11 protein-coding genes are annotated in these 14877 nt (G+C 76.4%); 3 read left to right on the top strand and 8 right to left on the bottom strand.

The annotated features are described in order from the left end of the window. Positions 1-260 precede the first annotated feature (260 nt). The 3 genes from AB0M11_RS31720 to AB0M11_RS31710 form a co-directional block, all read right to left on the bottom strand. Positions 261-1016 carry a hypothetical protein gene (locus AB0M11_RS31720; RefSeq protein ID WP_365711574.1) on the bottom strand — a complete coding sequence of 252 codons (756 nt, stop codon included), beginning with the start codon at positions 1014-1016 and terminating at the stop codon, positions 261-263. 84 nt (positions 1017-1100) lie between these two features. Then, entirely contained in the window at positions 1101-1385 is a 285-nt protein-coding gene (locus tag AB0M11_RS31715) for a hypothetical protein (RefSeq protein ID WP_365711572.1), read from the bottom strand. Positions 1386-1400: 15 nt separating this feature from the next. Further along, complete coding sequence (locus AB0M11_RS31710) at positions 1401-2372, bottom strand: alpha/beta hydrolase (RefSeq protein ID WP_365711571.1); 972 nt, start codon at positions 2370-2372, stop codon at positions 1401-1403. A gap of 247 nt (positions 2373-2619) precedes the next feature. Here AB0M11_RS31710 and AB0M11_RS31705 point away from each other — a divergent pair, with 247 nt between their 5' ends. Together AB0M11_RS31705 and AB0M11_RS31700 are read left to right on the top strand one after the other, a co-directional pair. Continuing rightward, complete coding sequence (locus tag AB0M11_RS31705; RefSeq protein ID WP_365711569.1) at positions 2620-3855, top strand: MFS transporter; 1236 nt, start codon at positions 2620-2622, stop codon at positions 3853-3855. Between the two features lie 153 nt (positions 3856-4008). Beyond that, on the top strand, positions 4009-4878 hold the full coding sequence (locus AB0M11_RS31700; protein WP_365711567.1) for a LysR family transcriptional regulator: 870 nt from the start codon (positions 4009-4011) through the stop codon (positions 4876-4878). 16 nt (positions 4879-4894) lie between these two features. Here the strand turns inward: AB0M11_RS31700 and AB0M11_RS31695 are convergent, their stop codons facing one another. The 5 genes from AB0M11_RS31695 to AB0M11_RS31675 form a co-directional block, all read right to left on the bottom strand. Beyond that, a complete protein-coding gene (locus tag AB0M11_RS31695; RefSeq protein WP_365711565.1) occupies positions 4895-5359 on the bottom strand; it encodes a DUF5709 domain-containing protein in 465 nt (154 codons plus the stop codon). Between the two features lie 185 nt (positions 5360-5544). Then, the gene (locus AB0M11_RS31690; RefSeq protein WP_365711563.1) at positions 5545-6504 is read right to left on the bottom strand and encodes a helix-turn-helix domain-containing protein; all 960 of its coding nucleotides are present in this window, start codon (positions 6502-6504) and stop codon (positions 5545-5547) included. After that, positions 6498-7526 (bottom strand): helix-turn-helix domain-containing protein, encoded by a 1029-nt coding sequence (locus AB0M11_RS31685; RefSeq protein ID WP_365711561.1) that lies wholly within the window; start codon positions 7524-7526, stop codon positions 6498-6500. Before AB0M11_RS31685 ends, AB0M11_RS31690 begins: the two co-directional genes overlap by 7 nt. Before the next feature lie 75 nt (positions 7527-7601). Next, positions 7602-8615: an alpha/beta hydrolase gene (locus AB0M11_RS31680; protein WP_365711559.1), complete on the bottom strand. Its 1014-nt coding sequence runs from the start codon at positions 8613-8615 to the stop codon at positions 7602-7604. A 31-nt stretch (positions 8616-8646) separates the two neighbouring features. Further along, on the bottom strand, positions 8647-11565 hold the full coding sequence (locus AB0M11_RS31675; RefSeq protein ID WP_365711557.1) for an AAA family ATPase: 2919 nt from the start codon (positions 11563-11565) through the stop codon (positions 8647-8649). A gap of 402 nt (positions 11566-11967) precedes the next feature. Between AB0M11_RS31675 and AB0M11_RS31670 the strand changes: the two genes are divergently transcribed. Further along, complete coding sequence (locus AB0M11_RS31670) at positions 11968-14781, top strand: LuxR family transcriptional regulator (RefSeq protein WP_365711555.1); 2814 nt, start codon at positions 11968-11970, stop codon at positions 14779-14781. The last annotated feature ends 96 nt before the right edge of the window (positions 14782-14877 follow it).

Genomic DNA, 14877 nt, shown 5'->3' with positions numbered 1-14877 from the left:
GCTTGCTCGGCCGGGGGCGGGGGCGGGGGGGGGTTATCGCCCCCGCGGGCTGTCGTGCCGGGGGGGCGCCACGGGGGGGTGATCTCAGCCGCGGACAGACGCGCCACCGGGACGCCACGAGAGGGCGATCTCAACCGCGGGCAGGCGCACGAGGGGGTGATCTCAGCCGCGGGCAGTCGTGCCGCTGGGGCGGCACGGGTGGGCGCGGCGGCGCCCTGCCAACGCCGGGGAGTGTCCCCGCCCCCCGGCCCCGGCTCGCCTCAGCGGTTCGCCCACGGGCCGTTCGGCACGCCCGGCCGGACCCTCGCCCCCGTCACGTCGATGACGATCGTGCGGTCGTCGTCCAGGTCCTCCCTGACCCGGCGCAGGCGGCCCGCCCCGTCGATCCAGTACTTCAGCGGCCCGTCGGCGGCGGAGAAGACGTCGTAGCGGCGGCCGTCGACCCGGTCCGTCCCCAGGTGGCGGCGGCCCGACCGGGCGATCCGGCGCGCGTCGTCCGGGCGGTCGGCGGCCAGGGTCAGCGTCAGCCGCAGCGCCGTGTCCAGCGAAGCGGGCCCGTACCCGCGGCGGATCCACGCCGTCGGCCGCAGCCGCCCGGCATCCCGCACCGCCTCCGCCGTCGACGCCGGCTTCGCCAGCGGGCCCGCGCTGCCGTCCACCCGGGGGCGGGCGACCTCCAGTCCGGCGCCGTCCCACGCCAGCAGCCCCCGCTCCGCCGCGTCCCCCGTGTCGAACCAGCCCACCGCCCGGCGCCGGCGTTCGTCGACCACCGCGCGGACCACGGCCGTACCGCCGGGCAGCGGCGCCCGTACCGTCACCTCGGCCGGGCTGTCCTGGTACGCGCGGAGCGGGGCGAGGGCCACCCGCCGGGCCTCGTCGGCCGAGAGCGGACGGGGACCGTCACCGCCGGCGAGGAGGAACGGCAGGGCCGCGCACACTCCGGCGACGGCGGCGCAGGCCGCCCAGGTCCAGGGGGAACGCAGCCCTGCTCGCACGCGCGCCGGTGTCATCCGCATGCCACGTACCTACACGCGGACGGGCCGCGCCCGGTCGACACCGGTGCGCGGCCCGCTCGGCATCACCCTTGCGGGGTGCGCCGTTTACTCCGTACCGAGGCTCCGGACGGCCGGCCGGGACAGGGCCGGCGAGGGCGGCTGCCGAGGTCCGGCACCGAGGTCGGTGTCGATGTCGTAGGCGGCTTCGGCGTGGGCCGGGGCCGGGTGGGCGATGTCGGCCCCCAGGTCGAACGCCGCCGTCTCGACGGCCTCCGCCAGGTCGGTCTCCTCGCGCGCGACCCGCGCCTGGCGGTGGTGCTCGGTGCACCGCTCCCTGAGCCGTTGCAGGTAGGGGCGACCGCCGGGCACGGCCGGGTCATCGGTGCTCACGCCGCTCTCCCCCGATCAGGCGGTGTGCAGGGCGGTGTGCAGGGTGCGTACGGCCAGGGAGATGGCGGCTTCGGCGGCGTGGGTCTCGCGCAGGGCGTTGAGCATGACGAAGTCGTGGATGATGCCCTGGAAACGGACGGCGGTGACGGGTACGCCGGCCTCGCGGAGCTTGTTGGCGTAGGCCTCGCCCTCGTCGCGCAGGACGTCGGCCTCGGCGACGACGACCAGGGCCGGGGGCAGGCCGGTGAGCTGTTCGGTGGTGGCGCGCAGCGGGGAGGCGGTGATCTGGGCGCGCTCGGCCTCGTCGGTCGTGTACTGGTCCCAGAACCAGAACATGCCGTCGCGGCGCAGGAAATAGCCCTCGGCGAACTGGTGGTAGGAGGCGGTGTCGAAGCTCGCGTCGGTCACCGGGTAGAAGAGGACCTGCTGGAGCAGCGGGAGGCCGCCGCGCTCCTTGGCCATGAGGGTGAGGGCAGCGGCCATGTTGCCGCCGACCGAGTCACCGGCCACCGCGATCCGGGCGGGGTCCAGGTCCTTCGTGGCGCCCTGCTCCACGACCCACTGGGCCACGGTCCAGTTCTGCTCGATGGCAACGGGGTAGCGGGCCTCGGGCGAGAGGTCGTACTCGGGGAAGACGACGGCGGCGTTCGCGCCGACGGCGAGTTCGCGGACCAGGCGGTCGTGGGTGTGGGCGTTGCCGAAGACCCAGCCGGCGCCGTGGATGTAGATGATCACGGGCAGAGTGCCGGTGGCGCCGGCGGGCTTGACGATCCGGGCCCGGACGGTGCCGGCGGGGCCGCCGGAGACCGTGATCCACTCCTCGTCGACGTCCGGCTTGGCGATCTCGCCGGACTGCACCTCGTCGACGGCCTTGCGGCCCTCCGCGGGCGCGAGGTCGAAGAGGTAGGGCGGGTTGGCGGTGGCCTCGACGAAGGCCTGGGCGGCGGGTTCGAGCACCGGCCTGACGGGCGTGAAGGCTTCGGACATGCGAGTCTCCCGGAATTGCGTACGGCACACCGGCCGTTCCGGCGCCGCCGCGGTTCACCGTAGGAGCGCCGGGCGCCGGGCAGTTGCCTCCGAGCGCACTGTCGGCGCCCCCGCAGCGCACGCGGGCCGCTGGTCATCTCCGATCGAGATGACAGACATCCCGGACCATCGCGATGAAGCGGGAAGCGTGACGGACGGCCGAGTGCTGGTGGAAGGTGAGTGCAACGCCTCCTGTGAGGAAGGTCCCGTGTCCCAGTCGCCGTCCGAAGAAGTCAGCTCCCCGCGCCGGGAGGCAGCCGCCGAGCCCGTCCCCGCGGTGCCGGGCCGGCTGATCGCCCTGTTCGCCGTCGCGTCCGGCATGACGGTCGCGAACCTGTACTACGCGCAGCCCCTGCTGTCCGACCTGCGCGGTGTCTTCCACGTCGGCGAGGGCACCGCGGGTCTGCTGATCACGCTCACCCAGGTCGGCTATGTGCTCGGCATGGTCTTCCTCGTCCCGCTCGGCGACCGGCTGGAGAAGCGGAGCCTGATCACCGCCCTGCTGACCGTCACCACCGTCGCCCTGGTGGCGGCCGGTCTGGCCACCGGGTTCCCGATGCTGCTGATCGCCTCGCTGGTCAGCGGGGCCACCTCCGTGGTGGCGCAGATCCTCGTGCCCTTCGCCGCGAGCCTGGCGCCCGACCACGCACGCGGCCGGGTGGTGGGCCGGGTGATGAGCGGCCTGCTCACCGGCATCCTGCTGTCCCGCACGGTCAGCAGCCTCGTCTCCGGCGTGGCCGGCTGGCGGGTCGTCTACCTCGGCTCGGCCGTCCTGATGGCCCTGCTGGCCGTGGCACTGCGACTGGCCCTGCCCCGGCACGCGCCGACCACCTCCGTGCCCTACCACCACGTGCTGCGCTCCACGGCGGCCCTGGTCCGCACCCACCCCGCGCTGGTCCGCCGGGGCCTCTACCAGGCAGCGATGTTCGGTGCCTTCAGCGCCTACTGGACCACCGTCTCCTACGTCCTGACCGGACCCCGCTTCCACTACTCCGCCGTCGGAGTGGGGGTGTTCGCGCTGGTCGGGGCGGCCGGTGCGGCCGTCGCGCCGTTCGCCGGGCACTGGGCCGACCGCGGGCTGACCCGCCGGATGACCGGTGTCGCGTTCGCCGTCGCCGCGATCGCCTTCGCGGCCGCCGGACTCGGCGGGCACAGCGTCCTTCTGCTCGGGCTGGCGGCCGTCGCCCTCGACATGGCCGTGCAGACCAGCCTGATCCTGGGCCAGCACACCGTCTACCAACTCGACCCGCTGGCGCGAGCCCGGCTGAACAGCGCCTTCATCGCGATCTTCTTCGTCGGCGGCGCCCTCGGCTCCCAGGTCGGCTCGATCGCCTTCCGGGCCGGTGGCTGGAGCGCGGTCAGCGTCTTCGGGGCCGCCCTGCCGGTGCTGGCCCTGCTGTACTGGCTGACCGAGCGCCCGAACCGGGTGACGCGCTCGGCGTAGGGAGGCGTGGGGCCGCGCAGGGCGGCGTGGGGCCGCGTAAAGCCGCGCGGGGTCGCGCTTCGGCCGGTCCGGGACAACCGGGCGGCGGCTGCCTAGGATGCGGCGGAGATCGCCGCCCGGCCGAGGCGGGCGCTGCGCCACCGGGAGCGGATGATGGACCTGCGACAGATGGAAGTCGTCGTCGCGGTGGCGGACACGGGCGGGTTCACGGCGGCGGCGCGGCGGCTGCACGTGGTCCAGTCCGCCGTCTCCGGCACGGTCCGCGCCCTGGAACGCGAGCTCGGCACGGCGCTGTTCACCCGGACCACGCACCGGGTCGGGCTCACCCCGGCGGGGGAGGCGTTCGTCCCGGCGGCCCGGCAGGCACTGCGCGCCGCCGAACTGGCCCGGGAGGCGGTCCACGCGGTGCAGGGGGAGCTGCGCGGCCTGGTGACGGTCGGCACGATGCAGGGGGTGTGGGCGGACCTGCACCTGGCGCTGGCCGCGCTGCGGGCCGACCACCCGCGGGTGGTCGTCCGGTTGCGGCAGGCGGCGGTCGCCGACATCCGGCAGGCGCTGCGCGAGGGCACGGTGGACCTGGCCGTGGTGGCGCTGGACCGGCAGCAGCAGCGCGGGCTGGTGAGCAGGCTGCTGAGCCGGGAGGAGATGGTCCTGGTCGCCGCACCCCGCCGGCGTCTCACCGTGAGCGGCCCCGAGGGCACCGTCGAGCTGGCCGGCATCGCCGAGCTGCCGCAGGTGGAGTTCACGCCGGGCTGGGCCATCCGGGACGCGGCCGACCGCTCGTTCCGGGCGGCCGGCGTCGAACGCGCCACGACGTTCGAGGTGAACGACATCGTGGCCGCGTCCGAACTGGTCCGGGCCGACCTCGGGGTGTGCATCATGCCGCCGACCATCGCCCGCCGGTTCCCGGACCTGACGACCTACCGGATCGCCCGGCACGCGCCGACCTGGAAGGTGATGGTGGTACGGCCGCCGGGAGAGCCCCCGGCCGCCGTCGCGGCGCTGCTGCGCCACCTCGCCTGAACGGCTCCGGCGGCCGTCAGAAGTCCTCGGTCTCCGGGATCACGTGCATCGCGGCCTCCTCCGCCGACGCCCCGGCGCCGTCCAGGCCCAGGTCGGAGGCGAACAGGTCGGAGTCGGTGACCTCGTGCGCGCCCTCGTCCGGTGCGAGGAGCCGTCCGGCGCGGTCGTCGCCGACCTCGTCGTCCAGGAGTTCACCGTCCGTGTCCCAGGTGTCGCCGAGGCCGTCGCCCTCCGGGACGGCGAGGTCGGGCACCTCCTCGGCGAGGCGCTCGTCCAGGGTCTCCCCCCGCCACCCCTCCGCCGCGGTCACACCGGTGTGCTCCACGGCCCAGGGCCGCTCCGGCGGCGAGTACCCCTCGTCCAGGGCCTCCTCGCCGGCTCGGTAGTCCAGGGTGTCGGAGGCGTCCAGCAGGCCCGCGTCGTCCTGTACCTCGGAACCGTCCGGCTGGTAGACCTCGTCACCCATCGCCTCGTCGGTCATCGTGCGCTCCATCGTCACTCGGTCATCGGTTCGGTCCTGGCCGTCAAGCGGCAAGGGTAGGGGCGTGGTCGCGACGGCGTGCCACGATCACGAAAACGCCGACGGCCTGCGTGCGAAGGCCGCATGACGGGGGCCGCGGCGGTAGCCGGGGGGCGGGGTTGCGGGGCCGCGGGTGCGCGGGGTGGTCAGTCGGCACGGGGCGGGGTGGACGCCGTTCGTCGCCACTGGGCCGGTGACATCCCGTACGTCTCGCGGAAGGCCCGGCTGAAGTGGGAGGGGCTGGTGAAGCCCCAGCGGGTGGCCACCGCGGCGATCGGCCGGTGGGCGGCGCCGGGCAGGGCCAGCTCCTCGTGGGCGGCCGCCAGCCGGCGGGCGCGGATCCAGGCGCCCACGGTGGTGCCCTCCCGCTGGAAGAGCCGGTGCAGGTAGCGCAGCGAGATGGCGTGCTGGTCGGCGATGTCGCGCGGGCTCAGTCCGGGTTCGCCGAGCCGGGCCAGGACGGACGTGGTGATCCGCTCCCACAGGGCCGACTCGGGCTGCTCGCCGGTCCGCTCCAGGGCCAGCGTGGCGAGGATGTCCACGACGGTCCGGGCGAGCTGTTCGCGTCGGCTCGGCTCGGGCCGGGACACCTGGTCGGCGAGTCCGTCGAGCAGCGGCAGCAGCAGGCCCGCCGCTCCCCCGTCGGCGCCGTCCAGCACGGTGGCCGTGACGGCGCGCAACTGCCGTTCCTCCAGGCGCAGCAGGGCGCGGGGCACCATGAAGACCCGGGCCCGCTGCCGCTCCGGGAGCACGATCCGGAACGGCCGCCGGGCGTCGTGGAAGGCCACCCGGCCGGGGTGGAGTTCGGCGGTGCGGCCGTCCTGGAGGAGCAGGGCGGTGCCGGTCAGCTGACGGCGGACCAGGATGTGGGCGCGGGGATCGGCGGCGGCCGTGCGGGCGCCGCGCAGGATCGTGCCGGGACCGAACTCCTCGGTGGCGATCTGGAGCGCGCCGAGCCGTTCGGCGGCCAGTTGGCCGGTCCAGGGGCCGTCGTGCGCCACGGTGACCTCGACGTCCACGAAGGTCCGCGAGAGGGCACGCTGCCAGGCGGCGAGGCGGTCGCCGGGTGCCAGGTCCGGGCCGGCGCAGGACATCGCGGTCAGCATGGCGGGCCGTCCGCCCGGACGCGGTTCAGCCAGTCCGTCGGGGAGAGCCCGAAGGAGCCGCGGAAGGCCTTGCCGAACCCGGCCGCGCTGGTGAACCCCCAGCGCCGGGCGACCTGGCCCAGGCTGACCGAGCCCGGGGGGCGGGCGGCGAGCTCGCGCCGGCACTCGCCGAGGCGCAGGTCGCGGATCCACTGGCAGACGGTGGTGTCCTCGGCCTCGAACAGCCGGTGCAGGTAGCGCACCGAGATGCCGTGCGCCCGCGCGATGACGGACGGGGTCAGCCCGGGGTCCGACAGATGCCAGCGGATGTACGTCCGGACGCGCCGCAGCAGCACGCCGTCGGCGCCCGGCAGGTCGGCCGGGTCCCCGCCGAGCTGGTCCGCCGCCGTGGCCGCCATCAGGTCGATCACGCTCTGGGCCAGCCGCTCGGCCGTCGGTGTGGTGTACGACGCGGAGGTGTCGGCCAGCCGTTCCAGCAGCGGCCCGAGCAGCGCGGGAAGTCCGTCGTCCGGGCGGATCGCGCGGCCGGTGAGCCGCCGTATGTCGGCCTCCGGGAGCTGCAGCAGCGGGCGCGGCACGGCGAAGATCCGCAGCCGGAAGCGGTCCGGGAAGGTGGTGCGGAAGGGGCGCAGCGTCTCGAAGAACCCGATGTCGCCGGCCCGCAGCTCGGTGGCGCGGCCGTCCTGTTCGACCCGGGCGCGGCCGGTGCTCTGGACGGCCACGAAGATGTCCCGGCCGTCGCCGCGGGCGATGAACCGCGGCGCCCGGTGGACCCGGCCGGGGTCGGCCTCCACCGTGGTGATCCGCAGGTCCCCGAGGCGGTCCGTGCACAGGGTGGCGTCGTAGGTACGGCCCTCGGCGGCGATGTCCATCCCCACCAGGGTGCCGAGCACGGCGTCGTGCCAGTACTCCAGGCTCTCGCCGGGCGGCACGGAGCGCGTGGTCAGCACCCTCGCCCGCCCGCGGGCCGCGCCGGCCGGTCGTGGGCTTCTCTCCTCGTGGGAGCCGATCGCGGTTGGCATGCTCCCAGCCTCTCCGGGCGACGGGTGCGCGCGCATCAGTCGGCCGACTGGTCCGGCCGCGGTTCCCGGGCCCGGTCACCGCAGCCGCGCGCGGAGAAAGGCGCACCCGGTCAGCACCGCCGCCCGGGTGGGCGGGCTGTCGGCGAGGGCGTGCAGGGCCACGAAGTCGTGGACGGTCCCGAGGAACCGCACGCCCAGCGCCTCGACCCCGGCCTCCGCCAGTCGTCGCACGTAACTCTCGCCCTCGTCGCGGGCCACGTCGGCCTCGGCGGTGACGACCAGGGCAGGGGGCAGCCCCGCCAGCTCCGCCGGGCGCGCCCGCAGCGGTGCCGCGGTGGGCTCGCTCCGGCGGGCGGGGTCGGCGACGTACCGCTCCCAGTAGGCGCGCAGCGCCCGGCGGGTGAGCACGTAGCCGGTGGCGAACCGGCGCTGCGAGGGGCTCTCGCAGCGGGCGTCGGTGAGCGGGTAGTAGAGGAGCTGGGCGCGGATCCGCGGCCCGTGGCGCGCCTTCGCCAGCATGGTCACGGCGGCCGCCAGGGTGGCACCGGCGCAGTCGCCGCCGACCGCCAGCCGGCCGGGGTCGAGGCCGAGCGCGCCGGCCTGGCCGACCACCCAGTCCAGCAGGGCGTGGCACTCCTCCAGCGCCACCGGGTAACGGGCCTCGGGCGCGCGGCTGTACTCGGGGACGACGGCGCACACCCCGGCACCGGTGACCAGTTCGCTGATGAGCCGGGCGTGGGTCTGGGCGTCGCCGAACGCCCAGCGGCCACCGTGCAGGTACAGCAGGGCCGGGAGCGGATCCCGCACCCCGGCCGGACGCACGGTCCAGAAGCCGAGCAGCCCGGCGGGGCCGACCGGGGCCACCTGGAAGACCGCGTCCACGGCGAAGTCCTCGAACCGGTCGGCCTGGGTCTCCCGCAGCGCCTGCCGTGCCGCGTCCGGGCCCAGGTCGTCGAGGGTGGGCGGCACGGCGGCGGCGCTGACCAGGCGCTGCACCGCGGGGTCGAGGACGACGGCGGTACCCGGGCCCGGGTCGGCACCGGAAGCGGGTCCTGGGCCGGGGCCGGAGCCGTGACCGCCGGGTGTCATGGGCGCTCCCCCGGCCGTGCCACGGGCGCGGTCACCGGCCCCGCACCAGGTCGCGGAGCTGATGACGGCTGCTGATGCCGAGCTTGGGATACACGTTGTACAGGTGCGAGCCGACGGTGCGCGGCGACAGGAAGAGCCGCTCACCGATCTCGCGGTTCGACAGACCGCCCGCGGCCAGCTGGACGATCTGCCGCTGCTGCGCGGTCAGTTGCTCCAGCGGACCCGGATCCGCCGGGGCCGGGGCGGCGCCGCTGGCGCGCAGTTCGCTGCCGGCGGCGGCCGCGAGGGCGTCGGCGCCGAGGCGCTCTGCGGTCTCCAGGACCGAGGTCAGCTGCTGGCGCGCCTCCAGGGTACGGCGGCAACGGCGCAGCCAGATGGCGTAGTTGAGACGGACGTGGGCGCACTCCCAGGGCCAGCGGTTCGCCCCGTGGTTGACGAGCGCGAGCTGGAAGTGCCGCTCGGCCTCGCGGTCCGGGCCGACCAGGGCGGTGGCGTGGTGCAGCAGCAGCGTCATCCGGGTGCTCGGGCGGTCGCCCTGCTCCGCCCGGACCCGTTCCAGGATCGGCAGCGCCTCGGCCGGCCGGCCGGTGCGCTGGGCGGCGACGGCGAGTTCGGCGACGGCCCGCACGGACAGGACGGGGTGCAGGGGCGCGCCGTCGGCGGTGAACAGGTCGCGCAGCCGCCGCCAGGCGTCCTCCATGTCCCCGCGCGTGAAGGATGCCAGGCCGCGGGCGCGCAGCAGCCGGGCGTGGGTGGCCCGGTTCTCGTCCAGGCACACGGCCCGCCATACGGAGGGGGTGAACCAGGGCTCCGGCGGCAGGGTGCCGCGCAGCGCCCGTACGGTCAGGGCCTGCGTCTCCAGATCGGCCCGCGGCCCCGGCAGGCGCACCACCGTGGCCTGCGTGAGGGCGTCCTCGATCACTCTTTCGGCCTCGGTGAACCGTCCGGTGGCCAGCAGGGTGTCCACCAGCGGCACCACCGACCAGCCGCGCAGCCCGAAGGCGCGGGCGCCGCGCAGCCGTTCGTCGGCGCTGCGGGACTGCCCGAGGTCCAGGTCCGCCGAGTCCGCCTCGTCGGCGACGGCGGCGAGGACGGCCCGAGCGGCCGCCGCCTCGGGGGTGCCGCGCTTCCGGCCGGTGCGCGGCAGGGCACCGCCGGGCGAGGCGCCGCCGGGCGGGGCGGAACGAGGCCGGGTGGCGGCGGGGTCCTGGGTGACCAGGGTGACCGGGGTGTGCTCTGTGACCGGGGCCGTTGAGGCGTCCTCGGCGGCCGCGGCTTCCGCGACCGGGGTGACCGAGGCGTCCTCGGTGACCGGGACCTCGATGACCGGGGTGACCGCGGTGGACAGTGCGGTGAGGGTGCGTCGGGTGTGCGGGGTGTCCAGGCGGGCCAGGGGGCCGGTCGCGGCGGGCCGCCATCGCCCGGACGCGCCGGCCCGCCGGGCCCGGTCGAGCAGCGCGGGCAGGGCCGCCGCGTGTTCCGGCAGCCCGGAGCGGTCGGCGACGCCCGCCGCCAGCCCGGCGAGGGCCAGCGCGAGGTGCCGGTCGACGACGGGAAAGTGCTCCGATGTCTCGGCGAGCAGCTCGAACGCCTGGCGCTGGGCGGACTCGTGGGAGAGGGCGGAGGCCAGGGCACCGGCCGCGGTGCAGACGAACTCCGGCTCGGCGCCTTCCCGGACGAGCCGTTCGTGCAGGTCACGGATCCAGTCCGGGTCGCCCGCCGCGTGGGCCGCCGTCAGGGCCTCGGCCAGCCGGCGGGCGCGCTCCGGCGTCGGTGGGCTGAGCCGGGCCGCGTGCTCCAGGGCGCCCGCGGCCTCCACCGCGTCCCCGCGCCACCAGGCGGACGCCTCCAGGGCGGCGGCCACGGACGCGTCGGCGCCCACGGTGGCGGCGGCCAGGTGCCGGGCCCGGACCTCGGGCAGCACGGCGACCCCGGCGAGCTCCCGGTGCGCCTGCTGGCGCTCGCCGGCCGGGCACCCGAGGTAGGCGGCCGAGCGGGCCAGCGGATGCCGGAAGCCGAACCGGTCCGCGGCCAGCGCGATCAGCCCGGCCGCCTCCGCGGGGGCCCACACGGACAGGTCGCCGGTGCCGAGGGCGGCCATCACGGCGGCGACGGTCTCGCCGGGTCCGGCGGCCGCCGCGTAGAGCAGGGCCCGACGGGTGCCGGCGGGAAGCGCGTCGATCCGTACGCCGAAGACCTGCGCGTGCCGTACCGCAGCGGCGGGGCCCGAGGCACCGCGGCTCAGTTCCACGAGGGCCAGCGGGTTGCCCTCGGCCTCGGCGAGGATCTCCAGCCGGTGCCGGCCGGTGGGCGCCGCCGGCTGCCGGTCGAGGAGGGCGGCGGCCGAGGTGGCGCTCAGCGGACCGAGCCGCAGGGTCCGGGTGCCGGGCGGCGGGGTGGGCAGGGCCGCCTCGTGCCGTGCGGCGAGCAGCACGGTCAGGGCGCGGTCGGCCAGGTGCCGGGCGGCGGCGAACAGGGCCTCGGGGAAGGCGGGATGGCACAGGTCGGCGTCGTCCACGCAGACCAGCACCGGCCGGGAGGCGGCGAGCCGGTCGAGCAGCGCCGCCACCCCCGCGTGCAGCCCGGCCTCGTCCGCCGGCCGATCCGTCCGCGGCACGGCGGTCAGCGCCCGCTGCAGCGCGGCGGGCAGCGCGGCCAGTTCGTCCCGCACCGGCGGCGTCAGCAGGTGGTGCAGACAGGCGTGCGCGTGCTGCGGGTCCTCGGCCCAGCCGTGCGCGGCCAGCACGAGCACACCGTCGGCGGTGGCCCGTTCCCGTACGTGCCGGAGAAGTGTCGTCCGCCCGATCCCCTCGTCGCCGAGGAGCAGCAGGGTCTGGGCAGGGCCGGGCTCCCGCGCCACGCACCGCAGGATCCGCGCGGCCTCGGCGTCCCGGCCCAGCAGGCCGGCCTCGTCGCGGATCGTGGTCTGCTGGGGTGGGTGGACCGTCATGCACGTACTCCCGGGCGGTGCGCGTTTTCCCTGGCCGGCCCATCCTCACGGAGACCGGCAAGCGCCCGCTTCTGTCACATGACCAGTCACCGCCCCTCCCGGCCCGGCCACCCCGCACGGGTCACCACGCCCGGCCCCGTCGACGCCCGACGACTCCGGCCGGTCAGCGAACCGCCAGATCCGTCCCGCCAACCGCCCGACGGCCCCAGCCCCGCCCGCAGCCCCGGCGAACCAACTCCGACCGAAGGCCGGCGATCCAGCCCTGTCCACGGACCGGCGACACCAGCCCCAGGCGCATCAGCAGCCCGACGAACCACCCCGGCCGAAAGCCGGCGGCCTCCGCACCCCTCCTCGGATCGGCGCATCCGGCCTCCGTCGGCCGCTGGCAGGATGGTCCTACGAGTGGCTCGACGACAGGGACGGTTCATGCACGGCGGCACCACCGACCACCTCTCCGATCCGGGCATCCTGGGACGGGCCGCCGAGCTGGGGCGCATCGACCGGCTGCTCGGGGCCGTGGACGCGGGCGGCCCGCAGGTGCTGGTGCTCAGCGGGGAGCCGGGGGCCGGCAAGAGCACGCTCGTCGACTGGGCGGCCGAGCGGGGCCGGGAGCGGGGTCTGGGGATCCTGCGGGTGCGCGGCAGCGAGGGCGAGGCGGGGCTGGGCCTGTCGGGTGTGCACCAGTTGCTGCATCCGCTGCTGCCCGGCGCGGGCCTGCCCGCGGGGCAACGGGAGGCGCTGGACCGCGCCTTCGGTACGGAGGCGGCGCGGGACGGGCTGAAACTGGATCAGCTGTCCCTCTGTGTCAGCGTGCTCGGCCTCATCACCGAGGCCGCCGCCCGCCGGCCGCTGCTCCTGCTGGTGGACGACGCCCAGTGGCTGGACCTCGGCTCGGTGGACGTGCTGGCCTTCCTCGCCCGGCGGCTTGAGGGCAGGCCGGCGGTGCTGCTGCTGGCCGCCCGCGAGGACGGCGTACCGGCGCGTTTCGACCGGGCCTTCCCGCAGGTCACCATAGGTCCGCTGAGCCGTACCGCGGCCGGGCAACTGCTGGACGCGCAGCCGGATCCGCCGCACGGGAGGGCGCGGGCCGAGATCCTCCAGCAGGCGGCCGGCAATCCGCTGGCCCTGATCGAGCTGCCCCGCGCCCTGGCCCGAAACCGGACCGGCGACAGGACCGGCGACATGGGGGCCGGCGGGGCGGGGGGTGCCACGCTGCCGCTCACCGCTCGTCTGGAGAACCTGTTCGCCGCCGACCTGCCGGGCCTGCCCGAGCCCACCCGGGCGGCACTGCTCCTGGTGGCCGCGGCCGGTCCGGCCCCGCTGGCCGATCTCATCCGGGCTGCCCCGGACCTGGAGCTCGTCTCGGCGCTGGCCCCCGCCGAACGCGCCGGTCTGGTGCGGGTGGCGGACGGCGGGGTGCTGCTGCGGCATCCACTGGTGCGCTCGGCCGTCTACCACGCGGCCTCCTTCCACGAGCGGCGGCAGGCCCATCTCGCCCTGGCCGCCGCGCTGGCCGGGGAGCCGGACCGCCGCGCCTGGCAACTGGCCGCCGCCGCGACCGGCCAGGACGCGGAGGTCGCCGACGCCCTGGCGGAGAGCGCCGAGCGGGCCCGGGGCCGGGGCGGTCACGCGGCGGCCGCGACCGCGCTGGAACGCGCCGCCGAGCTGACCGAGGCGCCGGCGCTGCGCGCCCGGCGGCTGCTGTCGGCGGCGCAGGCGGCGATGTTCGCCGGTCATCCGCAGTGGGTGGGCGAGCTGAGCGGCCGGGTCGGCCGGTCCACCGAGGATCCCCGGCTGCGTGCCGAAGCCTCGCTGCTGGGCGGCTGGGCGCTCGGGGTGACGCTCCGTCACGAGGAGGCGCTGGAGATGCTGTTGGGCGTGGCCGAGGCCACCGCGGCCTCGGCACCGGACCTCGCCCTCGGCGCGCTGAGCACCGCGGCGACGTCCGTCTACAACTCCGGCGCGCCGCACTACCGCGCCGAACTCGACCGGATCGGCGGCCTGATAGAAGGGGACGAGGACCCCGCCGGGCGGGCCTGGTCGCGTTCGGTCGTCGACCCCCTGCACGAACGGCCGCGGCTGCGCGCGCTGTTGGCGGACGCGCAGGCCGCGCTGGCGCGGGAGGAGTCCCTCGGCAACCTCACGGCGGTGGGCGGCACGACCTGGATCCTGGACGAGACCGAGCAGGCCGTGCGCGTCCTCGGGCGGACCATGGACGTCCTGCGGCGGGCGGGCAGCGCGGGCACGAACGCGACCGTGGCCCAGGCGCTCGCCCTCGCCCTGTTCGAGAACGGCTCCTGGACGGCGGCCGCGGAGGCGGCGGACGACGCGTTCTGGATGGCGACGGAGGCGGGAGCGGACAACGTGACCGTGGGCGCCGGCATCCTGCGGGCCACCCTGAGCGCGCTCCGGGGCGACCCCGCGGCCGCCCGGACCCAGGCGACGCGGGCCGTACGGGACGTGGATCCGCGCCGGTCGCCGAACCTTCAGGTCCGCCACCGGCACGCCCTCGCCATGGCCGCGTTCGTCGCCGGCGACCATGCGGAGGCCTACGACCAGGTGCGCGCGACCTTCACCCGGGACTTCCGCCCGGCCCCCGTCCACTACCACGCCTCGCTCTACTACCTGGGCGACCTGGCGTCCGCCGCGGTGCGCGCCGGGCGGGCGGACGACGCACGCACCGTGCTCGACGCCGTGGAACGGGACCTGAAGCCCGATCCGTCACCGCGGCTGGCGGCCGTGCTCCATCGAGCCACCGCCCTGCTGACGGACACCGACGACGCCGAGCGGCACTTCCGCGCCGCCCTCGGCGACCCGGCCACCGACTGCTGGCCGTTCGAGAAGGCCCTCGCCCAGCTCGACCTCGGCGAGTGGCTGCGGCGGCGCCGACGCAGCGCCGAGGCCCGCCCGCACCTGGGCCAGGCCCTGGAGTGCTTCCAGCGTCTGGACGCCCGCCCCTGGATCGAGCGGACGGCGGCGGAGCTGCGAGCGGCGGGTGCGGCGACGGCCGCTGCCGCGCCCGCCGGCGAGCTCACTCCGCAGGAGCGCCAGATCGCCGAGCTGGCCGCGCAGGGACTGACCAACCGCGACATCGCGGCGCGGCTGTACCTCTCCCCCCGTACGGTCGGCTACCACCTGCACAAGATCTTCCCGAAGCTCGGCGTCACGGCCAGGGCCCAGCTCCGGGACGCCCTCACCCAGGAGAACCAGGGCTGACGCCCCGGACACCCCACCCGCCCCGACGGGCGGACCCCGGGCGAACGCCGCGGCAGCCCGCCCTGACCCCCAGGCGGCAGCCCCGCCCTGACCCCG

The sequence above is a fragment of the Streptomyces sp. NPDC051987 genome (genome assembly GCF_040680735.1).
Classification (GTDB): Bacteria; Actinomycetota; Actinomycetes; order Streptomycetales; family Streptomycetaceae; genus Streptomyces.
This window is presented reverse-complemented; position numbering and strand designations above follow the sequence as displayed.

Coding starts and splice junctions, on each gene's coding strand:
- AB0M11_RS31720 (WP_365711574.1), bottom strand. CDS start 1,016: ATGCGGATGACACCGGCGCGCGTGCGAGCAGGGCTGCGTTCCCCCTGG.
- AB0M11_RS31710 (WP_365711571.1), bottom strand. CDS start 2,372: ATGTCCGAAGCCTTCACGCCCGTCAGGCCGGTGCTCGAACCCGCCGCC.
- AB0M11_RS31700 (WP_365711567.1), top strand. CDS start 4,009: ATGGACCTGCGACAGATGGAAGTCGTCGTCGCGGTGGCGGACACGGGC.
- AB0M11_RS31695 (WP_365711565.1), bottom strand. CDS start 5,359: ATGACCGACGAGGCGATGGGTGACGAGGTCTACCAGCCGGACGGTTCC.
- AB0M11_RS31690 (WP_365711563.1), bottom strand. CDS start 6,504: ATGCTGACCGCGATGTCCTGCGCCGGCCCGGACCTGGCACCCGGCGAC.
- AB0M11_RS31685 (WP_365711561.1), bottom strand. CDS start 7,526: ATGCCAACCGCGATCGGCTCCCACGAGGAGAGAAGCCCACGACCGGCC.
- AB0M11_RS31680 (WP_365711559.1), bottom strand. CDS start 8,615: ATGACACCCGGCGGTCACGGCTCCGGCCCCGGCCCAGGACCCGCTTCC.
- AB0M11_RS31675 (WP_365711557.1), bottom strand. CDS start 11,565: ATGACGGTCCACCCACCCCAGCAGACCACGATCCGCGACGAGGCCGGC.